Origin of the sequence: Helicobacter kayseriensis (assembly GCF_021300655.1) — a bacterium.
In the GTDB taxonomy this organism is placed as follows: Bacteria; Campylobacterota; Campylobacteria; order Campylobacterales; family Helicobacteraceae; genus Helicobacter_G; species Helicobacter_G kayseriensis.
In genome coordinates, this window is the sequence record NZ_JAJTNB010000004.1 from 67,936 (window position 1) to 93,070 (window position 25,135).

Annotated in this window: 10 protein-coding genes; all 10 read left to right on the plus strand. The window is 40.0% G+C overall.

What is annotated here, in order from left to right; translation table 11 throughout:
- The first annotated feature begins 8 nt into the window (after positions 1-8).
- Positions 9-953, plus strand: a complete 945-nt coding sequence (locus LW137_RS04695) for a thiamine pyrophosphate-dependent enzyme (RefSeq protein ID WP_233033667.1) — start codon at positions 9-11, stop codon at positions 951-953.
- A gap of 182 nt (positions 954-1,135) precedes the next feature.
- Entirely contained in the window at positions 1,136-2,062 is a 927-nt protein-coding gene (locus LW137_RS04700; RefSeq protein WP_233033675.1) for an NAD(P)H-dependent glycerol-3-phosphate dehydrogenase, read from the plus strand.
- Entirely contained in the window at positions 2,062-5,031 is a 2,970-nt protein-coding gene (locus tag LW137_RS04705) for an autotransporter outer membrane beta-barrel domain-containing protein (protein WP_233033677.1), read from the plus strand. The genes LW137_RS04700 and LW137_RS04705 overlap by 1 nt, the downstream gene beginning before the upstream one ends.
- Positions 5,028-6,263, plus strand: a complete 1,236-nt coding sequence (locus LW137_RS04710) for an autotransporter outer membrane beta-barrel domain-containing protein (RefSeq protein ID WP_233033679.1) — start codon at positions 5,028-5,030, stop codon at positions 6,261-6,263. The genes LW137_RS04705 and LW137_RS04710 overlap by 4 nt, the downstream gene beginning before the upstream one ends.
- Positions 6,253-8,826, plus strand: a complete 2,574-nt coding sequence (locus LW137_RS04715) for an autotransporter domain-containing protein (RefSeq protein ID WP_233033682.1) — start codon at positions 6,253-6,255, stop codon at positions 8,824-8,826. The genes LW137_RS04710 and LW137_RS04715 overlap by 11 nt, the downstream gene beginning before the upstream one ends.
- Positions 8,823-16,703 (plus strand): hypothetical protein, encoded by a 7,881-nt coding sequence (locus tag LW137_RS04720; protein ID WP_233033684.1) that lies wholly within the window; start codon positions 8,823-8,825, stop codon positions 16,701-16,703. The genes LW137_RS04715 and LW137_RS04720 overlap by 4 nt, the downstream gene beginning before the upstream one ends.
- A gap of 5 nt (positions 16,704-16,708) precedes the next feature.
- Positions 16,709-22,435 carry an autotransporter outer membrane beta-barrel domain-containing protein gene (locus LW137_RS04725; RefSeq protein ID WP_233033686.1) on the plus strand — a complete coding sequence of 1,909 codons (5,727 nt, stop codon included), beginning with the start codon at positions 16,709-16,711 and terminating at the stop codon, positions 22,433-22,435.
- A 40-nt stretch (positions 22,436-22,475) separates the two neighbouring features.
- Entirely contained in the window at positions 22,476-24,230 is a 1,755-nt protein-coding gene (locus LW137_RS07240) for a mechanosensitive ion channel family protein (protein WP_233033688.1), read from the plus strand.
- A gap of 48 nt (positions 24,231-24,278) precedes the next feature.
- Positions 24,279-24,755, plus strand: a complete 477-nt coding sequence (locus LW137_RS04735; RefSeq protein ID WP_233033690.1) for a DUF7149 domain-containing protein — start codon at positions 24,279-24,281, stop codon at positions 24,753-24,755.
- The coding region (locus tag LW137_RS04740) for a pentapeptide repeat-containing protein (RefSeq protein WP_233033692.1) at positions 24,755-25,135 on the plus strand (381 nt) is incomplete at its 3' end. The genes LW137_RS04735 and LW137_RS04740, both read left to right, overlap by 1 nt.

Consider the following 25,135-nt stretch of genomic DNA (forward strand, 5'->3'; position numbering starts at 1 on the left):
GAGATAAGATGACAAAGGATGTAAAAAATCTAAAACAATTTTCAAAATCGGCAGAAAAATTTGAAGGAGCAAATCTTCTTTGCCCAGGGTGTGCACATGGGATGATTATCCGAGAAGTGTTAAATTCTGTTGATGGTCATATTTTGATTGGAAACTCAACGGGTTGTATTGAGGTTTCTACAGCGGTATATCCTTATACTTCTTGGGATGTGCCATGGATTCATATTGGATTTGAAAATGGATCTACGGCAGTTGCTGGAGCTGAAGCAATGTATAAAGCACTGAAGAGAAAAGGAAAATACCAAGGAGAAAAGCCAAGATTTGTAGCCTTTGGTGGTGATGGAGCAACTTATGATATTGGTTTTCAATGGATTAGTGGATGCTTTGAAAGAGGTCATGACTTTACTTATGTGTGTTTTGATAATGAGGTATATGCCAATACAGGTGGTCAAAGAAGTGGATCAACTCCTCTTGGATCTTCGACTTCCACAACACCAGCTGGGCGAGTGAGCTATGGAAAAAAAGAGAAGAAAAAAGATTTACTTGCGATTATGGCAGCTCATGGATCTCCTTATGTTGCTCAAGTTGCTCCCAATAAGTGGAAAGATATGAATAAAAAAATCAAAACCGCTCTTGATACGGAAGGACCAACTTTTATCAACGCATTGAGCGCTTGTACAACAGAATGGAGATTTGATTGCAACAATACTGTTGAGATGATGGATTTAGCAGTTGATTCTTTGGTTTTCCCATTGTATGAAATTGTTAATGGACATGAATTGCGCATTACTTATCGGCCAAAAAATATTATTCCTGTGAGAGATTATTTGGGAGTTCAGGGGCGCTTTAAGCATCTCTTTAAGCCAGAAAATGAGCACATTATTGAGCAAATCCAAAAAGATGTGGATAAAAAATGGGAAATGCTCCAAAAGCGTGAGGAGGCTGGAGTATAACCCGATTCTAAAAAGGGGGTATTTTTCAATATAGGTCTTGCCAATTTCTATAAGTAATCCATTTGTATCGTTATTTCTTTGTAGAAAATCATATGTAGCTAGAATCTTGAAATGCATTTTTGAAATAAAAAGTGGAATTATTTTTGTTTATAAAGAAATAAAATTTTTCTAGGACTAGTTGTATGAAAAAAATTGGTGTGTTTGGCGGAGGTTCTTGGGGGAGAGCGTTGGCCTTTGCTCTTTCATTTCACAATGAAGTAAGGATTTGTTCTCGTCGATCGCTGAATCTTTCTAGTGGAAAATACCCAGTGATTCAAGCTTCCTTAGAGGATGTGTTAGAGTGTGATTATTATGTTGTTGCTATTGCTTCATTTGCGCTTAGGGGGTGGTTGGGTGATGTGTTTTTGCCTACTTTTTTGAAGTCTTCTACGCACGAGCCAAAGATACTATGTGCAAGCAAAGGAGTTGAAGAAGATAGCGGGGCATTTGTGAGTGACATTTTTCAGCATTTTTTCCCCTCTCTTTCTTTGTGCTTTCTTTCTGGGCCAAGTTTTGCAGCAGAAATCATGCAAGAGCTTCCCTGCGCTTTGGTGATCAATTCTCTCAATATTCCCTTGGCTAGGGAGTTTAGAGAGCTAATGCCTTCTTTTATCAAGGCTTATGTAAGCTCTGATATTGTAGGAGGAGAAGTTGCAGGGGCATATAAGAATGTGATCGCGATTGCTGGGGGGATTAGCGATGGGTTAGGGTTGGGAAACAATGCAAAATCTTCGCTTTTGGCAAGGGGATTGATTGAGATGTGTCGTTTTGGCGAGCATTTTGGAGCTAAGATGGAGACATTTTTGGGACTGAGTGGGGCGGGTGATTTGTTTTTGACCTCAAGTTCAACACTTTCAAGAAACTATCGTGTTGGCTTGGGATTATCTAGAGGAGAGAAAATAGAAAAGATTTTGAAAGATTTGGGGGAAGTGGCTGAGGGAGTGAGAAGTGCAAGAGCAATCTCTCAAATTAGCCAAAAAGAGGGGATTTACACCCCCATTGTGACCGAGGTGCAAAAGATTATTGAAGGAAAAAATCCTCTTGAGAGCTTAAAGGCGCTGATGAAATAATGAAAAAAATTGGAATTGGAATTTTAAGTCTTGCTTTGGCTCAAACATTGCAAGCTGTTGATGCGCAATTTTGGTGGCAACTTGATCAAGCCAATGATCCTTTGAATCCTCCACAACAGCCTGTGCTTAATGATCCATTGACTATTTATGAAGATAGTGTTTTAAATGTCACAACCAATGGTCAAGCGCTTGGATCTGATTTTTATAATGGAAGTATTGTCTTTGATCGCAATCTTTCCATCAATGTGGATGTGAATCTAGTCGATCAAGTCGAGCAGTCCGCGACCATTTATGGGTTTGATAATGCGCAAAAATCATGGACTGGATCAGGAAGCTTGAGTGTTTTAATCAAGGCAGAGAGAGGAAGATTTGCAAAGAGCATCTTTAACTTCAATGGAGCAAATACGAAATTTGATGTGGGGGTCAAAACTCATATTTCAGCGACAGAAAACACGCAAATCTTTTCTGTTTTTCGCAATGGTAGAGCGACTTTGAATTTTACAAATGATTTTGTTGTGGATTTGTCTCAAGCAACAGGAGTTTTTAACAATGTTCTTCCAAATCAAGGGATCACAGATGCTAAGATGATTTTTGATAATGCTGGAGATATTAATGTCAATCCCAATTACAGCTCTCTTGTCCAACTCACTGGAGATATCGCAAATTTTGGAGGCACGATTACGCTTAATCTCTCCAATGCAGATTCTTTTTTCAAAGGAAGAATAGAGGCTGTAAATACCTCGACAACAAACCTCAATCTCACTGGAGGAAGCTATGCAGAAGTTGCTTTGACCTTGCATGATAGGCAGGCTGGAGCACCCAATGTGCACTTTTCTTTGACAGGAGATTCTGTGGCAAAAGTGAAGTCAAATATGCTCTCCCAAGCAAATTTGACTTTTAATGTCAATCATTCTTCCTTGTATGCGGATTTTACTTATGGTGCACAGATCCCCACACAAGGGAGAATTACGCTAAATAATGGAGGGATTTGGCTGATGAGCCAAAGTAACACCATTGACTATCTTGAGATTAATAATGATATTTCTAAAATCACAAAGGAAAATTTTGAGGATCTCAAAGAACAATCAGCAGTTGATATGCGCTTTGAGAATCAAGGGGCTGGCTTAAGAAATGTGTTGAAATACGCACAAGATAGTCGTTTTGTTTTGAGTGCCAATCAGATTCGAGGAGGAAATGGGGTTTTCCGCATCACTGGAGCTTTGAACAAAGAAGGTTGGACGAGGGTAGAAAATGGTGGGGCTTTGGAGGAAACGATCGCTACTGATCAAATCATTGCAGGACAGGTCTTCAACACTCATTATATGCAGGTTTTTTGGAATCCGACAAATTTTGACAAGGGGCTTTTAAATCAAAATTTGGAAGATTATAAAATCGTGGTAGCAAAACAAAATAATATCGCCTCAGATTCTGATTTTGTAGGTGCTGTAACGCCTATAGGGGTTTATAACTATGTAACTAATCTCAAAAAAGAGATGATGCAGTATCAAGGAGCAAATGGCCAATTGGAAAATGGCTGGCAATGGATTATTACAGATGTGCAACGAGCAGATAATTCTTATTTGTCACGACTTTTGGATTCTTTGTTTCAATCGCAGTATCGGATTTTTAAGATGGAGAGTGATACTTTCAACCAAAGAATGGGGGAACTGCGCGATATGACAAGAGTGCATGGCGTGTGGTTGAGGACAAAATATGGACGCTTAAGCTCAAAATCCACAGATCAAACAACGGCTTCTTGGGATGAGTTCACATCAATTTGGCTTGGATATGATCAAAATTATATGGTCCTTGGTGGGAAGAATTTTTTGGGATTGGCACTTAATACAACGGCTTTTAGAAATCATGGGATTGCTGAGAAAGATGATTTTAGTGGAGAGAGTTATTACGCAAGCTCGCGAAGTTATGGAATCTCGGTTTATGATACTTATATTTTTGATAATGGCCTATATCTTGATGGATTGATCAAATACTATTTGACAGACAATGATTTTGCAATACGCTCTGAGGTTTTGGCAAACAATTATCCTAAGTTTTTTACACATGGCTTGGTAGGGTCTTTGGAGGTTGGAAAAAAATTTCGTCTTCCTATTAGAACACCTGATTTTGAAAGGAGTTTTTATTATCTTAGACCCGAATTACAATTTACATTTGGGTTTATTAGCGGGAATACGTGGAATTTCAAAGATTGGAGTAATCAAGAGATCAAAGCAAGACTAGATTATGATATTCCAGCAAATTTTAGAGCGGGGTTGATGTTTGGGCGTGAGTTTAATAAGCCCTTTTTGAAGGGGGATGTGTATTTGGGGACGAGCTTTGAATATGATATCAACTCAGGTGGAGATTTGCGTTTGGAGGATTTTCTTGACAAGATGACGCTAACTCATGGGGGAAATTTCACTTGGAGATTGAATGTCGGGACAAATTTGATTTTGAATGAGTATTGGCGAATCTATGTTGATTTGGATACATCCTTTTTTGGTCAGATTAGCTCAACTTTCACACTCAATGGTGGGGTAAGGATTAATTTTGGGCGTTTACATCCTAAAATGCCCTATGTCACACCAGAGCAAGATGTTTTTGATTCCAGTATGTATCGCAAAGATCGCAGGACGATTCCAGAGGTTCAAAATTATGAAACTCAAGGTATTTTGGATAATTACAATGGCAGAAGAAAACGACCCATCTATAAGCCTCCTGTAAAAATCAAACAACGCCCTTATGGAGGAGTGCCACCTACAGATACGATTCAGTATGGAATCACTCCACAAGTGACAAATAAACCCAAAGGGGAACCTGTTTTTGTTGATGAACCAAAAGAGCCAATCATTGCACCTCAAAAGAATTACACAAGGGATCAGAATCAGTCGATATCTCCTAGTGTGATTCCACAAAATACACGCGATATGCAAAGTATCAAAGATGGTTTGAATAAGGGATATAGACGATGAGAAAAGTCATTACTTGCTGTGCTTTGTGCTTTTGTTCTTCCTTTGGGATAGAAGCTAGAGCGATGCAAGATCATACTTTCAATCTCTTTTCTTTGCATGCCAATGCATTGAGCGTGGGTGATTTGAGGACGAATCGATTGAAGCATGGAATATGGGCAAATGTAGGTTATACCAAACAAAGCTCAGATCATACTTCATTCCTTCAGCAATCAGAGATTAGAAGTGTTTTAGCACAAGCAGGATATGATTATGCATTTCACATGAAAAGCGGGCAGAGTTTTTTGGGGTTTGCGTTGGATTATAGTCACTCTTGGATTGATTCTAAGGACTATGAGGAAGAGCTCAAATCAGGAGTGGCCAATACTTTGGCACTTGCGCTATATCATGTTTATATGCATCAAAGCAATCTTTATATCCGCTCCTCTTTTAAATATGCTCTTTCTTTGCAAGATATGGGGCGAGATTCTATGAGATCACATCTTTTGATGGGAAACTTGGAGTTAGGATATCGTGCAAATTTTGCTCGACTTTTTTTCTTTCAACCCTTGGTGGGTGTTAGTGGAGGGTGGATTCCGAGCTCTTTAAATCTTGGTGAATATTATCCTCTTTGGGTGAGGGCTGGAGGATATTTGGGGATAAATTTCTTGGGGAATCTAAAGGGAGATTTGGCGTTTGGAGGGTTTTTGGATTCGGATTTTTTTTGGGATTCTGCGCATATGATTGCAAGGAAAAATTTGCGTTTGCTCCTCACGCTTGGAAGTAATATGCATATCAACCAGCACTTTAGATTGTTTATAGGGGGGAAAATGGAATTTTTTGGATCAAGTAGGGTGGATTATGGGGTGAATGTGGGGATGAGGTTTATGTTTGGACGCAAATATACACAAAAGGCTCCCATCCAAGGCAATCAGCGAACGCTCAAAGATGTCCAAAGAGAGATGCTCTATCAATCTGATCTTTCTCGTCAAAGGGTGCAAGAGAGAACTCACCTTAAGCCAGATGAATTGCAATCGCGATATCAGATGCAAGATCGTCGCGACTCTCCTTATGTGCAAGATGATCTCAAATACGCAAAACGCCAAAGGCTGATTCGAGAAAGCTCACGATGGATTGATACAAAAATCAATGAGCAAAATTATCAAAATCGCAACTTGCCTGCATTGCAACATAGGGATTTGGGAGATATTAAGGCTTATTATCAGCGTGAGCTAGAGAGAAAATATGGCAAGTAAAAAATTATTATTGTATTTGGGGCTTGGGACGCTGTGTCTTTGGGGATTAGAGATCAAAAACTGGAAAGAACTGCCTCCTGCGGGAATCAATCAAGACACCATTGGAAACTTCACTTACAATGCAAGCGGGGTGGAAGAGTTTGTTTTGAAAGATTCAATCTTTTTTACCAATCCCTACGCGACACTAACGATTAATGCCAATATTTCTGGAAATTGGAATAATCAATCTTGTGGACTTGTATTTTGTTCTAGTGGAAACAAATACACATTTAACAAAGGAAATCTTGTTTTTGCAATCAACTCTTCTACTTTAAATCCACAGGGTGAGCTTGGATTCTTTGCACTGACTAATAGTGCAACTTTGGATATCAATAGCAACCTTTCTGTTAATTTTGCTATGGGGAGTGTGTTTCCTCAAGCGGTTTTTTTAGTCAAAGATTCTGTGCTTAATCTTGAAGATATCGACCTTTCTGTAGATGCGCAGGGACATTCTTTGTTTAAAGGAGCGGGAAATTCCAAAATCACAATCAATGCTGGAGGAAATTATCAAAATCAGCAAGTGAGATTGTATGGGAATTTAGATCTTTCTGATCGAGCAAGTCTGACACTTAAATTGGGTAATCGCAATTCTTTTTTTGATGGTGATATCAAACTTTCTGGGAGCGCTCAAGTCAATCTTGTGCTTTCTAATTCAAGTGCAAGGATTTTAAATTATGCTCAAGCGGCGGGAGCAAAAGGAAAGTTTGAGCTTTATGGTTCAGAGCTTGATGCGATTTTGAGCAATGCAAGAGGGACAGATGTATCTTTGATGTCAGGCTCAGTGTGGCAAATGCAGGGAGATAGTCAGATTGGCACGCTTAGCTTGCAGGAATCTTCTGTGGATTTGAAACTAGGACGCTTTGGCCAACCTTGGGTAAAAAGGACATTGAGTGCCAATCAATTGGAGGGGGGAGGGACTTTTGTGCTGTATGCAGATATTGCACAAAAGGGAGTTGATGTGGTAAGTCTTTCTCAAGCTACAGGATCGCATCTTGCACAGATGTTCTATCATCCAAAAACTTTCACACAAGATCTTGCCCAAAGTATCACAGAGGCAGATAATATGGTGGTTTTTGAGATCAATGGAGTGGATTCTCAAGCGACTTTTGAGGGGGGAGTGACAGAAATGGGATTGACCAATTATAAGACCAACCTCTCAAGGCGTATTAACGAAAACAAAACCCAATGGGTGATTTCTAGCATTGTTCCTGATGGAGATAGTGCGCTTTCTAGAGTGCTTAGCACGGCACTCAATACTCCTTATCGCTTGTTTGATGCGACCAATTCAACTCTTGCTTTGAGGTTGGGAGATTTGAGGGATTATCCCAAAGATCATGGATTGTATGCACGCTATATCGTAGGGCTTGGGAATCTTGCTGAGACAAAAAACACATTTAAAACCCAAGATGTGTGGATGAGTTTTGCTGGGGGGTATGATGTCAATAAGTTGTATTCTAATCGCACTGATTTCTTGGGGCTAGGGTTTGAAGTGAGTTTGATGGATTCTAAAAACTCTGCTTATCAGTCAAATACGCAAGCCTATGGGGCAAATCTTTATTACACTTCGATTTTTCACAATCGTTTTTATTATGATGTGATTTTGAAATACGCTTTTTCTCCCACTTCATTTGAATTTGCCAATGCAAACAATCTCAATGGAAAAGCATCGCTTAATGTGCATCTTTTGACGCTTGGGTTTGAGATGGGCAAGAAATTTGGCTTTGGAAGAGTCAAGAATTTATTTTATCTTGAGCCTCAAGGGAGGCTAGTGAGTGGGGTGATTTTGCCAACAGGTTTGGAGGTAGGGGATGTGTATGGAGAGAGAATCTTTGGGGATTTGAAGGTGCAATTCCCTTTAATCGCGCGCGCATCGCTTTATTTTGGCTATGAGTGGAATGAGGGGTTTAGAGGAGATTTGAAGCTTGGGAGCTTTGTAGAATATAGCCTTAATAATGGAGGGGAGATTGTTTTATATGATTCTAGAAGTCGTTTAAAAAAGGCGTTTTTATATGATTTGGATGTTGGAATCTCAGCGATGGGAAGCATTGAGGTGGAGAAATTTTTGAGAGTTTATATGCAGTTAGATTCTGCATTTTTGGGTGAGTATGCTTCAAATGTGGCTTTTAATATGGGGGTGAGATGGAGCTTTGGGGATCGCTATGTACCACCACCCCCTCCGCCTGCTGATCCAGAAAGATTTAAGATTCGCTATCAGCGCAAAAATATACAAAGAACGATTCCTGTCGTGCAAGAAGATGAGCTCAATCATATGAAATATCATGGTACTACGCGCGAGGCTTTTGAGAGGGATTATTATCAGAAGAATTCCAAGCCCTCCCAATCTTCTCAAACAGAGAGGAATGATATTCGCTTCTACCCGCAAGATAGGTATGTCCCTAGTTACCAATCCAATCCGCAAAGAGAGTATAATCGTGGCAGTAAAAGGGATACATACACCCCACAATATCGAGATGATGCACAGCGTTCATCAGGTAGAGTTTATAAGAGAGATAACAATCGGTGAATCTAAGAAGCTATACGACTTTGAGTTTTGTTTTGTGCAATCTGTTGGTAGGGGCAGATTATACAGATTGGGCGACAACAAGCTTTCAAGGTGGGGATACTGTAACGATCAATAAAGATAGTCAGGGTCAAAAAGTCTTAAATAATAGTGGTATTTCTCTGACAAGTGGAACCTTAAAAGTCAATGTTGATGCTTCAGCCATTAGTTCAGCGTGTGGAATCGTTGCGTGCTATAACGGAGGGGGACCTTATACAATTGGCTCTCAGGGGAGTTTAATTGACTTTACGATCACGGGAAATTCGGGCTCTTCTAATCGAGGAGGTTTTGAGATTAGAGGGCCTACTGTTAGCTTTGAATCTAATGTTTCTATCAATACTTCTAGCAGCAATATCCAAGATGCATTTCAGGTTGCAGATAGCACTTTGACTTTTGATGGCGATGTGACGATCAATGCTCAGGGCAAAAGGGCGATCAACGCAGGAAATGGAAAAGTCAATCTTGGGCAAGGTGGAAAAAAGGTCAATATCACAGGAGAGATGAAATTTACCAATAACTCTCAAGCCAAAATCAAGCTTTCTTCAGGATCTCAAATCGCAGGAAATATCAATGCAGAATCTGGGGCAAATATCAAGCTTGAAATGCTTCAAGGAAGCACGATTAATGGAAATTTTACGGGAACTCCAGGGAGAGGAGCGGGAACATCTCTTGATTTGAGCAATCAAGGCACCTTTACGGGAAATATCACTAATGAGGGCACCACAAAAATCAGTTTGATACAAAATGGAAGGATTGTGGGGAATGTCACGGCAAGTGGGACGAGCTTTGAGGCTAGTTTGGCAGGCAGTGGAACAATCACGGGAAATGTTTCCTCTACTGCCACAACAAACACAATCAAACTTGAAAATAATTCGATGATTGGCGGAAAAGTCACAACAGGTGGAAACACAAACACTATCACTGGCTTAGGAAGCTCAAAAATCTCTGGAGGAGTTGTCAATACGCAAGGAAAGCTTAGCGTTGAGTTATCCAACTCGGCGATGATTCAAAATGGAATCACTTCTTCTGGAACTGAAGCGATTATTTCACTTAAAGATAGTTCTATCTTGAGTGGCAACTCTAAGCTTTCTAATACGACTTCTAAAGTTTCTTTAAGCAATAGCTCCAAGATTCAAGGAAATACGACCTTTGCAGGCACGACAAATCAGCTCAATGCTCAAGAGGGCTCAAATATGACTGGGCAGATCATCGCTCAAAGTGGCACGACAACGATTGGGTTTGGTGGGAATTCTTTTCTTTCTGGAGGGATCAATACCCAAGGGGGGACTACAACAGCCACATTTAGTGAAAATGCAAAGATTCAAAATGGCACATCTAATTTTGGTGCAAACACAACTCTAATTTTTAAAGATCATGCACAAGCCAATAATGAAAACTTCAACATCACTGCAGGCACGACAAATATCGCTTTTGATAATAATGCTCAAATGATTGGTGGATCGATCAATACTCAAGGCGGGAAGTCCAATATTGCTTTTTCTAATGATTCAAAAATGCAAAATGGGACGATTAGCGTGTCTGGGGGAGAGATGAAGCTTGATGCCAAAGACAATGCAACTCTTCAAGGACAAATCACCCAAAGTGGCGGAACAAGTGATATTGATTTTTCAAATCAAGCAACCTTCACAGGGAATATCACTCAAAGCAATGGGACCTCAGATATCCACTTCAAAAATAACTCTTCAATGAAGGGAAATATTACAGTGACCAATGGAGAGACGCAGATCACTTTTAATGATTCTGCCAAGATTGTTGGAGATGTCAATGCCTCTGGACGCAACAACACCGTTACCTTTACTCCAGGAACACTACTTGATGGAAATTTGCAATATGATTCGATTGCTGGAGCAGTTGGGGGAGGGAAAAGCACGATTTCTTTTACAGGAAGCAAGATCACGGGGCACATCCAAGGATATGATGAAGCCGAAGTGAAGCTTTCACAGACGCAAGTGGATGGATATTTCAAACAAAGCTCAGAACATCTCAAAGCCACAATCACAGAATCACTTATTTCTGGAGGATTTGTGGGCGAGGGGGGAAGTAACAATGAAGTGGAGATGACGCAGAGCAAGATTACAAATGGTGTGCAACAAAACACAGGAAAGCTAGACTTGGTAGCCAAAAATAGCATTATCACAGGGGGCTTTATAGGGACAAATTCGGATAATACGATTGAGACTATAAATGGCAGTATCAGCGAGGGTGTCAAGCAAAGCAGCGGTTCTTTGAAGATGATAAATACAAACACTCAGATCACAGGAGGATTCTCTGGGACAAATAACTCCATCAATCAAGTGACGATGACCAATGGAAGTCTTGAGGGAGGGATTGTGCAAAATACAGGGAAATTGGACTTTCTCTCTTATGGCACAAATATTAGCGGAGGATTTACTGGGACAAACTCTACCAATACACTTCAAGTGGCCAATGGGAACTTCAACCAAGGAGATATTACTCAAACTCAAGGAGCTTTGTCTGGAGAGCTAGTTAATGTAGAAAATCTTAAAAACTTTAGCGGAACAAATTCTACAAATATCATTCATCTTGTGGCAACCCAAATCAAGAATGTCACACAAAGCGGAGGAACGCTTGAGTTTCAAACAAACTCCCTTGTGGATGGAAATATTCGAGGGGAGAATGGAAGTGATAATAAAATCACAGTTGTAGGGGCTAATGTAAATGGACAAATCACGCAAAGCCGTGGGGGTATGCGCCTAGATTTAACCAATGTGACAGTTAGCGGTCTTGTCAAAAGTGATAATGCCAAATTTGGCTTGTATAGTGAAAATACAACGCTTAAGCAAAATTTAGAATTGATCGCATCAAACTCTGAGGGTGCTTCCAATGCATTGACACTTGAGGGAATGTTCAAACAAGAGGGGGGAACAAGCAATCTTTCTTTTGCAAATTCCACATTTAAAGGTCTCACATCGCTTAAAAACACAGAAAATGCCAATCTCATCTTCACGCAATCTCAGATTGTCAATGTTGAGGCACAAGAAGGTAAAACAGCGATCAATCTAACAGAAAGCAAGATGCAAAATTTTTCTGGGACTTTTGGCTCCCACTCTTTGATTTTGCTGAAATCTCAAGCACAAGATTTGACGCAAAATGGGGGTCGATTGAGTGTTGGAGCGACAGCAAACTCAGTGATCAATAGCATCACAGGGACAAACTTTTCAAATTTAGTGCTTTCTTTGGGAAACTCTGAGGTGAAGACAAATGTTTCCAATGAGGGCAATACAACAATCTCAATGCAAGATTCAAAGATTGGAGGAGATGTCATTCAGACTGAGGGGGATATGAACTTGAGTGCGATCAATTCAAGCATAGAGGGGAAATATCAGCAAACTAGAGGAAGATTTAATCCAATCAGCCTTACAAATTCATCTATTAAAAGCGGAATGATCTTAGATTCTGTCCAAGAGGGGACATTGACGCTCAATAGTCAATCTTCTATCCAACAAGGACTGCGATCAACTCAAAGTTATCTCAATTTCACTCTTTTAAATGAGTCCTTCATCTCCGGAGATGGAGCAACCAAGGGGATCACACAGGAGGGGGGAGAGATTTTGGGGACATTAAATCAAAAAGCAGAAATTAGAGATGGGATTTCTCTCTCCAATGGAGCAACCAATCTCTCTTTGTATAACAAATCAAAAATCTCTGGAGGGATTAGCGCACAAAACAATGAAACGACAATTTTAGTCGATGATTCTGAGATTGATGGAAATATCACAGTCAATGGCAAATTTCTCCATCTGACAGCCCAAAATCACTCAGTGATTAAAAGCCCTCAAATGCAAGTGACAGATGCGGATTTGAAACTAATCGTTGATACAAACTCTCAATTCATTGGAGATTTGACACAAACCAATCATAAACAAGAAGTAATCATCAAGCAAGATTCTACATTTCAAGGAAGCATTACAAACACCAATACTGTCGGCTCAATTACAATTCAACAAGCGACTTTGACTGGAAACATTACTCAGACGGGAGGAACGCTTGGCTTTGATCTATCCAATAAGGGAATTGTAGGAGGAAATGTCACGCTTAATAATGTTGATGCCACATTGTCAGGGAGTGGAGTTGGGAATCAGATTGGAGGAAATTTTGCTCAAAATGGAGGAAATCTCAATGGGTCAATGAATGGATTGACACTCAAGGGGACCTATACACAGATGGGAGGGATCTCTAATGCAACCTTTACAAATTCTTCTTTTGAAGGTGATACAACTATTACAAATGCTATCAGCTCCTCTCTTGTCTTTGAAAATTCAACTCTCAAAAACTACACAATTAGCGGAGGAGATGATAATACGCTCAAACTTCTAGCAGGCACGATAATGACGGGAGATTTGACACTCAAAGATGCCGCACATGCACTTTTAAAAATGGATGCTTCAACGATTGATGGAAATATTCAAGGAAGTGGAGATTCGGTTTTGAGGCTTGATACGCTCAATTCCACAATCACAGGAAATATTACCTTTGATACAGGAGGCATTAAAGGAAAAACAGATTCAACAAAGATTGGTGGAGATATCTTGCTTACAAATACAAACTCTGATGTGAGTTTTGCAAATGAAAGTGTGATTAGTGGGAATCTTGTGGCAAATAATGGTGAAAACACGATCAAGTTTAACCACTCTCAAATCAAGGGAAATATTCAAGCCACAGGAGGAAAAATCAACCTTGATTTAAGCAATACTTCAAAAGTGGGAGGGAATATCGAGTTTGTCGATACCACTGCCCATCTCACAGGAAGTCCAGAAAATAATGAGATTATGGGGAATTTCACTACAAGGGGAACAGATGCAGGATCCGTCTCTATTCTTACAGGGGAGATTTCAAGTCTAACGCTTCATGGGACTTTTGATCAGCATTTTGGACAATCCAATATTCTTTTCCAAGATCATTCTTTGTTTGAAGGAAAAGTAACAATCACAGAGGCCAATTCGTCCTTCCTTAAGTTTGCTCAAAATTCAGGTATTCAAAATCAAGTCAAAATCATTGGGGGTCCAGATAATACGATCTCGCTCACTCAGCAGTCTTTCATTAAAGGCAATATTTTCACAGAAAACAAAAGCACAACTTCATTGATTGGAGAGAATCAATCTTTGATTGAGGGGGATTTGAGTGCGACCAATGCGACTAAAACCTCTATCTCTCTTTCTTCTTCTAGTTTTAGGGGGAATATCACACAAACTGAGGGAGAGTTTTTGCTTAACGCATCTGTCTCTCAAATTACTTCAGCAACAGGGGAAAATCCTTTTGGGATCACTTTCTCAAATGTATCCTCAACAATCAATCTTGCACAAAACTCAGCACTCACTTCTTCGATCAAGGCTGATCATTCTTCTTTGGTAGCCACTCTGACACAATCAACAATTAATGCCCCTGATGCCATTCATTCTGCAAAGCTAACTGATTCAGATCTAAGCATCACAGCATCACAATCTTTTGTAGGACTCAATCTCTCACAAACCGCTCAACCCAACCAAGAAAAATCCCTAACCCTTCAATTTGAAGCTCAATCAACTTTTAGAGGGGAAATGGAGCTTAAAAATATCAAGTCATCTTTATTCTTTGAGGAATCTAGATTGATCTCAAACAAAATCAGTGCAAGTGGAGGAAGCTTTGATTTGGTATTTGATCATGCAGAGCATGATACTCATAGAGAAGAGGATCCGGAGGTGATTAGATCTCTTGAGCTTAATTCGATTCTTGCAAAGATTGTTGCCAAAAATTCAAGTCATGCTCAAATCACAAAGGGAGATTTTTCCAAAGTTGAGCTAAGCGTGCAAGCACAAAGTCAATCACGCCTTGAAGGGGTGGATATCCAACTCAAAGAGGGAACACAAGCCACATATCAAGCGACAGGAAATGGGAATCTCAATTTCAATACAACCCTTGTTGATACAGCAAGCAGGCTCAATGTAGAATTAAATGGAGGGGTTTTGCAAGGAGTGATTTTGCAAGATCACTTTACAAGTGGAGAGGTCAAACTAAGAGAATCGGGTGATTTTGGAGGAAGATGGGCGGTGACTGGAGATTCTAAAGTTGTGAAACTTGATATCCAAAATAGCGAAGATGCACTAATCAGTCAGGCTATTTTTTCTCCTGTGCTTAAGAGTCCTTTGAGCGTTGTAGATTTGACGATGAATTTTGGAGATCATGAGACGTCTTCGCGTGTGAGAAAAGAGCTTGTCAAAAAACCCGATCCTTTGGAAGATGGAACGATTCCTCCTCCCCCTGATCATCAAACTTATGTGCGAGAGTTGCATATCCAAAACCTTGTAGGAAATCACGGATTATTTAGGGTGTATGTGGATTTGGGGACAAATCTTGCAGATTATATTTTGGCTGAAAATGCAAGTGGGGAGCATGCGATTCAGGTGAGTTATCGCAGTGATACCTTTAAGATCGGAAGTCCTGATGAGCGGATTGTTTTGGCTAAAGTCAATGATGCAAATACCCAAGTAAGCTTTATAGGGACGCAAACAGAAGTGGGATTGACGCGCTATGACACGGAGATTTTGAAAGAAAATGCACAAACTGGCACAGGATTTGAGTGGATTTTGGGGCAAACAACTCCTGCTGGGATGAGTTATAGCTCTAAAATCATCGCCTCAATTTTGCAAAGTCAATATAGAATCTTTGCTGTTGAAACAGATAGTTTGGATCGGAGATTGGGAGGACTTGAAAATATCCAGCGAGATCAGGGTTTTTGGGTGAGATCCTTTATCGGTCAAGCAAGCAAAGATGCCAATGACTATAGCACGAGTGCGGTGGATAAGTATTATTCGATTTGGAGTGGGTTTGACTACAACGCTATAGGACTGACAGGGCATAATTTCTTGGGTGCATTTTTTAACTTCACAGGGATGAATATGGAGAGCAAAGACTATCTTGGAAATGCATCAAGCTTTGCTTTGGGGATTTATAATGTCTTTAAGGCACATAGTGGATTTTATTTTGATCTGCTTGCAAAATATATCTATACCTCAAGCGAGTTTGCGATCTCCAACTTTGCTCTCAAACACAATGAACCAAAATTTAAAAATCACAAGTTTTTGGCCAATCTTGAGTTGGGCTATACCTTTTATTTAGGGCAAAAAAGGAAGAGTTCTTATATCGAGCCACAATTTCAAATCACAAGTGGATACATTCAAGGGATACAAACAGATTTTATTGATGTAAGCGGAGAGACCATCCATGCAACTCTTGGGCATAATGCACCAGCAATGATGAGGTTGGGCGTTTTTTATGGAAAGGCTTTTGGGGAAAAAATACGCAGCAATCTTAAAGTCGGAACTTCTCTTGCATATGATGTCAATAGTGGAGGAGAATTGAATTTCAGTGATCAATCAACGACCTTTAAAACAAAGCAAAAGGGAGATTTTAGATTGATGCTCAGCGCTTATGCAGATGTGAAATTTGCCGATAATTTTAGAATGTATAGCGCATTTGATACAAGCTTCTTTGGAAGCTATAATACGGTTTTTAATGTCAATCTTGGACTGCGTTTTGCTTTCGGAAGAAGAAACAATATTGTATCTGAGGTGCCAATGGTTTATAATCCCTATGATCCAGCTCCTCAACCCATCGATGATAGAAGGACTGTCCCAGTGATTCGAAACTTTACAACAAAAGATATTGATATGAATTATCAAGGAAAAAGACGCGATGTGCCTACCTATACGCGCGGGAATCTCAATGGTTCAGTCAATGGTTATGCTCCTCAACCAATGATGAGGAAGAATTTCAGAGATCAAGCAATTGAACTCAATCAAAATAATGGAGGCAATCAATAGCACAAATGAAAACATTCGCCCCTGCTTTTGCTCTTTCTGCTCTTTTGGTTAGCCCTCATTATGGAATCGATTGGACGATTACTGATACCCAAACAAAGAACATTACTGGTCAAACAATCAATGGCGTGCAGTTGATGAGATCAGGAAATCTGACAGTCAATAGCACAGGAAATAGCACGATCAATCAAATGCAAATGCTCTTTTTGCAAAATGGGGCTAGTGCGACCTTTAATGTCAATGGAGGCAATCTCAATCTTGATTTGAGCATTGCAAATATGCAACGCGTTCAGCATCAAGTGACATTTGATATCAAAAATAATGCAACTCTTACTCTGACAAGTGGGACAAATGGTGCGGGAAATCGGGGGATTTTTAGTGGAATCGGGACAACATTAAATGTCAATATCGCTTCGGGTGGAAAGCTTGTGGGGAGTTTATTAAATGACACGCAGACAAATGCTACACTGCTTGGTGGCTCTACAATGCAAGGTGATATCCGACAAAGTGCAGGAACGCTAAGCGCAAGGATTGAGGGAACGCTAGAGGGGGGAGTGCAGATTGCTGATGGAGTGCGAGCCACACTTTTGGCCAATGAAAATCAAAATCCCGCCACCCAAACTGCAACAATCACGGGCAACATTACCCAAGCAGGTGGGAATCTAAGTGCAAGGATGAATGGACTCCATCTCAAAGGAGGATTTGTCCAAACAGGCGGAGAATCAAATGCAACCTTCAAAAAAGCACAATTTGATTCAAGTATCACAATCTCTAATGCAGCGACCAATATGGAGTTTAGAAACAGCACATTGCAAGCGATTTCTGTCACAGGATTTAACCTTAACACGGGGAGAAGTGATATCACTCTTTATGGTTCAACTATGGGGGAATTTACAGGAAATGATTCAAATACAACGCTCTCTTTGAATGAGAATTCAACGATGAAGAGTGCAACTCAAAACCAAAGAGATTTGACCATTAGTGTCAACAAATCAATTGTTGATGGATCTATTGTGTCAAATTCTGCAGAGCTTACTGCAACATTTGTAAAAAGTCAGATCAATGGAGGGGTTTCTAATACAGGTGGAATGACCACGATCAATGCCACCTCAACCAATATCGCTGAAAGCATCACACAAACTCGAGGAGTGATGTATTTTAAAGCTTTGGAGGAGACAAAAATAGGGGGAATGTTTAATCAATCAGGGGGGAATTTATCGCGATTTGTTTTGGATAAGTCAAGTATCCAAAAAGGAGTATTTCTCACTGAAGTAAGGGCTGTGCCTTATGATAGAGGGGCTTTGATGAAGATTTCTGCATCAACAATCCACAACAGTATGACATTTAAAAACTTATCCAACACCCTTACAGGAGAAATCTCAAAGGGTTCTATCATCAATGGTGGATTGAAGCAGTTTAGTGATGCGACGCGAGATGATGGAAAGGTGCAACTCACCTTTACACAATCCACTCTCAATGGAGGATTGCAAGTTCAAGATGGGAATCAACCTGTCGCAAATCGTGAGAATTTTGAGGAATATATGGGGGCATTTAATTTTCACAATGGCTCTACTCTCACAGGGGGCGTCACATCCAACAATCATTCTTTGTGGCTAGATTTCAAAAATAGCCAATCAAGAGATGGTGATTTTACCTTTACAGGTGGGAGAGTTTGGGTTGGAGGAAGCAATAATTCAAAGATCCAAGCTGATATTGTCTCACAGGATACAACGAGCACGAATTTGATGTTTTCAAATCGTGTTTTGTTGGAGGGAAATATCACACAAACCAATGGAGAGCAACACCTCCAAGCTCTTCAGACAAGAATCACAGGGAATATCACCAACCACCAAACCCAAACTCGCTTTGATATGCGTCAAAATTCTGAATTGCTAGGAGAATATACACAGACTGGGGGAAGCTTGCATTGGTCTTTGGGAGGATCATCGATTGTCAAAAAAGACATTACACTCCATAATGTTCAGACAGTATTAGATAACGGCATTGCTCAAGATAGGATAGAAACTTTTGAGCAAAATCTCACTCAAAATGATGGAAGTCTTTCTGGAGAACTCACAGGGCTCACCCTTAAAGGGATTTTTACGCAAAATAGAGGGACTGCAAATATCACCTTTAAAAAGGCCAATTTTTCTAATCCTACAAGTATCAATCAGGCCATCAGATCTAAAGTGATCTTTGATGAAGGATCACAGCTTAAAGATTACACAATCAGCGATAGTCCCAAAAATGCCCAAGGAGAGATTGTCAATCTTCTCAAGCTTGATCATGTCACGATTCTAACTGGAAACTTTACACTCAGTCATTCAAGCTCAAAGCTCACGGTTATCAATGATTCAAAAATCACAGGCAGTGTGATTTCAAATGATCCAGATAATGATTTGGAGCTTGATATCGGAAGTGGAGGGACGATAGGGGGGGATATTGAAATCAATGGAGGGAATGTCGGGGGTGATTTTGATGGAGGAAATATTGGGGGAGATATTAAGCTCACAGATGCCAATGCTCACTTTCATTTCAAAGATTCTTCGATTGGAGGGACGATTGCGATCACGCGTGGCAATACGGTGATGACTTTGGATCATACAAATATCGCCAAGGGCTTCACAATGACAGGAAGGGGAGATAAGACACCTAGCCTTATTTTGACGATTGAAAATGGAAGTTCTGTTACAGGAGATGTGAGATTTGATGATACAGATGTGTATCTAGGCGGATCAGGAGAGGGCAATGTGATAGAGGGGAATCTCATCTCTACAAACACAAATCTGACCAATACTGAACCTGTTCAGATTGAAAACTTGCATCCTGGAAAAGAGCCGGTTTTCCCTCTCCCTCTTTCTGGTCTGACAATTACTAAGAATTTTGAGTTTAATGGAGGGAAGCTTGATTTGGTGATGACCAATAAATCAAGCGTTGGAGGAGAGACGATTTTTAAAGATTCTGAGTTTGCACATCTTTTGATGGATGAGTCTTCTACGCTTGGAAAGATTAGTATCAGCAATCTCGAAGATGTCTTGATTACTCTTGATCATCAATCTACACAACAAGCAGATGGCACGAACGGAATCACTTTGATAGATTCAAAAGCGGTGCTCAAAGCATTTAATCAATCTTCTATCGCTAGCAATATTTTAGTTGTTTCCAATCAAAACTTCCCTTCACATACAGAAATATTGCTTAATGCACAATCTTCTTTGATCGGTAATATTGTCCAAAATAGTGGTGATTTGTTTTTGGATTATCGCGATTCTTCAACTATGAGAGGAAACATCACAATCAATTCTTTGAATGCAACAATCAACCTAGATGATAATCGCTTGCAAGGTTCAAGTTTGATTGGAGATCTTTCTTCGACAAACTCCATAGTGAAAATTGATTTGAATAATCATTCTACTATGAAATCAACGATTACCTCAATCGCTACGCCCAAAATGGAAATCACACTCAATAATCAATCCAAGTTACAAGGAAGTATCAACCATACAGGAGCCAAGAAAGAGGGTGAGAATGACCTAGAGATCAAGCTTAATAGCGGATCGATTCTTGAAAATACAGGGGCGACATTAATTGGAAATATCGATTTTGATTCGCTTAGCTCAACGATCAATTCTGAGCGTATAGATTTAGTGCATGGAAAGCTGAATATACAGCTTGATAACTCCAATGGAACGATTAAAGAGCTAGGGACTGGTGGGACCAATGCGATTAGTATCTTGACAACAAATTATTCTAATAGCTCTATTGATATGCTCACAATCAAAGACAATGCAACCCTAGCTCTTGTAGGGAGAAACAATGCTCAAATCTCAGGCCAACTTGTGATAACAAAAAATGCTTCAGCTTCTATTGTTTCTTTGAGCAATGCTTTGATTGATTTTGATATTACCCCTCAAGATACCTCAACGCTTGATATTGCACTCAATGGAGGAAAACTCCAGGGGATCATCACTCAAGAGCAACCACTGATTGGAAAGGCAACTTTGGGGACAAATGGTGCATTTGGTGGGCGATGGATTATGACAGGAGATTCTACGCTCAAAAGCCTTGTGATCAATAACTCATCTTCTTCGGTCATTGATGAAGCTCTAATGGCAGCAGATTCTACTCATTCTCAAATCAGTATGATTGATATGACCAAAGATAGAGATGAGGCAAGAGTGGGTAAAAGAGTGGGGAAAGATATGGTGGCTTCTGATGTAGTCCCTCAAGATGGGCAGACAAGAGCAAGGACTTTGAGGCTTTCAAGTCTCAATGGATTAAATGGTGTGTTTAGGGTTTATGTCGATATAGGAGCCAATCTAGCAGACAAAGTCAGTGCCCAAATAGCCTTAGGAAGCCATATTATTCAAGTTGTGTATAACCAAAAAACCTACACAGAGAATCTAGATGGGAAGTATATCGTCGTAGCTCATGTAGATGATCCTGAGACAACAGTGAGCTTTGCAGGAAGAGATCTTGAGATTGGGACTCAAGCCTATCAAACCGATGTGAAAAAAGTCAATGCTCAAGAGGGCAATGGGTGGGATTGGATTTTGGGGAAAACAACCAACACTGGACCATCTTATAGCACGAAAGTGATCGCTTCAATTTTGCAAAGCCAATATCGTGCTTTTTCAATCCAAACAGAGACGCTCAACCAGCGACTTGGAGAGCTTAAAGAGCTCAAAAGGATTGATGGGCTTTGGGCGAGGTATTATATGGGAATCAATGGCACAAAAGAAACACAAACCCATATCAAAGTCGACGATTATTATTATTCAGGTTGGATTGGATATGATCAAAATTCTCTTTCTTTGAGAGGGCAAAATTTCCTTGGATTTGCATTGAGCTATGCTTTGGTCTCTCCAAATAGCAAAGACTATACAGGGGATATCCACAATGTAGGATTTAACTTCTATGATGTGTTTGTGGCGAAAAATGATTTTTATGTCGATGTGGTTGCCAAATACATTATGAGTTATGGAATGTATGAGATCAATTACTACTCTCTAGCCAAAAATTCTCCCAAATATCTCAACCATAAATTGATGGCAAGCGTAGAAATTGGGAAGAAATTCAAACTTGGGCAAAAGCGATATAACTATTTTTATTTGCAACCTGAAGCACAGGTGACTAGTGGCTATATCCACGGAAATGATTTGAGCTTTGTAGATCTCTCAGATACGACAATCCAAGCCAATCTGGGCTATTCTTTCCCTGTGATTATGCGTGCGGGATTGGTTGGTGCATATGCGATGGATTATTCTTCATTTAAGGGAGATATTAGGCTAGGGGGGTCAATTGTCTATGAGGTGAATAATGGAGGAAGTGTTCGCTTAGATGATGGAAACAATACAGTGGAATATAAATATGGTGGAGATTTTCATCTATTGCTTCAAGCAGGGGCAAACTTCATTCTCAACGAATCTTCAAGAGTCTATCTTGAAGCCTCAACAGGATTTTTGGGAGATACAAGCACGACTTATGCAGTCAATATGGGTGTGAGATTTAACTTCGGTCCCAAAAATACAAGACGCCTCAAGGTGCCATCTTCAACACCCCCTCCCCCTCCTCCCCCTCCAGAGTATGATCCAAGAAATATCCCTGTCATTACAGACAATACAAAAAATGATATTAGAAATAACAATGAAGTGAGGAAACCTTCTCCTTATAATAGTGATTATTTCATCAATACACGTAAGAATTTTAGGGACTCAACTAGTCTTAGCAAATAAATTTAAAGGGTTTTTTATGATAAAAAAATTATTTTTTTTAGTGAGTTTAATAGTGTTTTTGGGGGGAAAGGATTTTTATGAGTTGACACAAGAAGTGATCAATATCAATAAATTCTCCCAAGACCAAACTTCCGCTCAAGCACTCATTAGAGCTTCTCAGAAAAAAGAAGCCTTGATGAAAAAAATCATCACAAGTATCGTTGATGGAGAGATCGCACCATTTGAAACGCTCAACCAATCCATCAATGAGCTTGAAAATGCGCTCTCAAGCACGATGCAAAATCCCTACTCAACTGCTATCAATTCTTTAATCTTGCAAGAACTTAAGAGCAAAAAGGCCTTGGTAGAATGCGCCCAAACTCTCTCAAAACGCAATCACTTCTTCACCACGCATCTGCAAGTCAAGGGAGAGATTGAGCAGACAATCAAAGCCATCACAGAAGAGAATCCTATCTCTACCAAAGGACTCAAACCACAAGAGGCTAAAGAGGTAGAAGAGAAACAGCAAGAGCTTGAAATAACGCTTGAAAGCTATGTAGAGATTCTCAATTTTTTGAAAAGTCGTATCGATCTTTTGCTTCCCAAAAGTATTTGGAGTAGTTTTGATCTTGGTGTGATTTTGGACAAAACTGTCAAATTGCTCCCAGAGAAGATTCAATATCCTGCGGTTGTGAAGCTGATCTTCTCTGTGGTGATTTTCCTTGCATTCTTTTTTGTGCGACATTTGATCGCGCGTATTTTGCTCAAATCAATCAGTCTGTTTTCCAAATTCCTTGAAAGCAAGATCGTCCAAGAGCAGATCAAAGAGCAAATCGCTACACCTATTTTGTGGTTGATTTTATTGATTAGCTTTAATCTCTCTTTGGATATCTTGGTCTATCCAAACCCTGTTTCTCCTAAGCTCAAAATGTGGGTGAATGCGTGTTTTATCTTGAGTTTGACTTGGTTGATTATTTTGCTCTTCAAAGGATATGGGACTGCGATTTTGGGAGGTCTTGCCCAGCGTAACAACTCTTTCCGTCGTGAAGTGATCAATCTTTTGCTAAAAGTGACATACTTTTTCATCGTCGTGATTGCCATACTCGTGCTTTTGAAAAATTTTGGATTCAATGTTTCTGCCTTGATTGCTTCACTTGGGATTGGTGGGCTAGCTGTGGCGTTTGCGGTCAAAGATGTGCTTGCCAATTTCTTCGCCTCAGTCGTGCTTTTGTTTGATAACTCTTTCAACCAAGGAGATTGGATCGTGTGTGGTGATGTTGAGGGGACTGTGGTAGAGATCGGATTGCGACGCACGACAGTTCGAACATTTGATAATGCGATGCTTTTTGTTCCCAACTCACTTTTGGCCAATGGAAGCGTGAGGAATTGGAATCGTCGCAAGAGAGGAAGACGCATTAGATTCCAAGTAGGACTCACTTATAGCTCAACCCCAGAGCAAATCAAAGCTTGCATTAGAGATATCCAGCTAATGCTTCTTCATCACCCACAAATTGCTAAAGCCGATGATGAGAAACAACCCCTTAGCCATTATGAACTTGATCTCAAAAGCAGTATTATCTCACTTGATGATCTCCTTGGATACAAAAGCAATCTTTTTGTCGTGCTTGATGAGTTTGCGGGAAGCTCGATCAATATTTTGGTGTATTGTTTCTCCAAAACGACCAATTGGGGAGAATGGCTTGATGTGCGTCAAGATGTGATGCTAAAGATTATGGAGATCTTAGATAAACACAACCTTAGCTTTGCATTCCCAAGCCAAAGCCTCTATATTGAAAAAATGCCAAACCAAGCTTAGTAAAAAAGGGGGGAGGGGGGTATCTCTACAAAACCACAAAGGAAACATATGATCTATTTCAAAGGACAAAAACTCCAAGACTTCATCAAATCTCACAGCCCCAAAGTCCCAAAAGATGAAGACCTCAAACGCTTCCAAGCCAATCTTTCAAATTTCCTAGACAAAGCCACCAAAAGAAGCGATGAGGAATATCAGAAAAAAGAGATCGAGAAATTCTTGCACCAAAGCTTTGGCTATGACTGCAATACCAAAGGCAGAATCGATAGTGCGATTTATGTCGAGGGAGAGGCTCAAGTGCTTATCGAAGTCAAATCCCTAGCCAACAAAGCAGAATTCCCCAAATCCCCTCAAGATCTCCACTCCAAAGCCTTCTATGAAGCGATCCTCTACTTTTTAAGAGAAACGCAAAAAGAGCAAAATCCCAGCTCCCCTACCCAAGAGCTAGAATCCCAAATTAATTCCCTAGTCTATTCCCTCTACAACCTCACTCCTGAGGAGATTGGAATCATTGAAGGAGAGAAGTAATGACAGTAGAAGAACTCGCGAAGCTTTTAGGAATCGATAAAAGCAATATTCAACAAACAGAATCTAAGTTTGTAGTATCAGATGTTGAGATCGGAAGGATCGATGAAACGCTGTGGCTTGAAGAGATGGAGATTGAGTTTTGGCTCTGTAATTTTGAAAGTACACTTGTTTTTCCCAAGATAAAAAGCAAGCTAGTCTTCAGCGATTGCACTTTTAAAGATTTCTTGAATGCAAGAGGTTGTGTTTTTGAAAGAGATGTTGAATGCAGGGCCTGTGATTTTGAAGGGAAAGTTGATTTTAGTAGTGCAGAATTTCAAGGAAGAGTAAATTTCTCTGTCTCACGATTTAAAAATGAAGCAAGATTTATAGAAACTAAATTC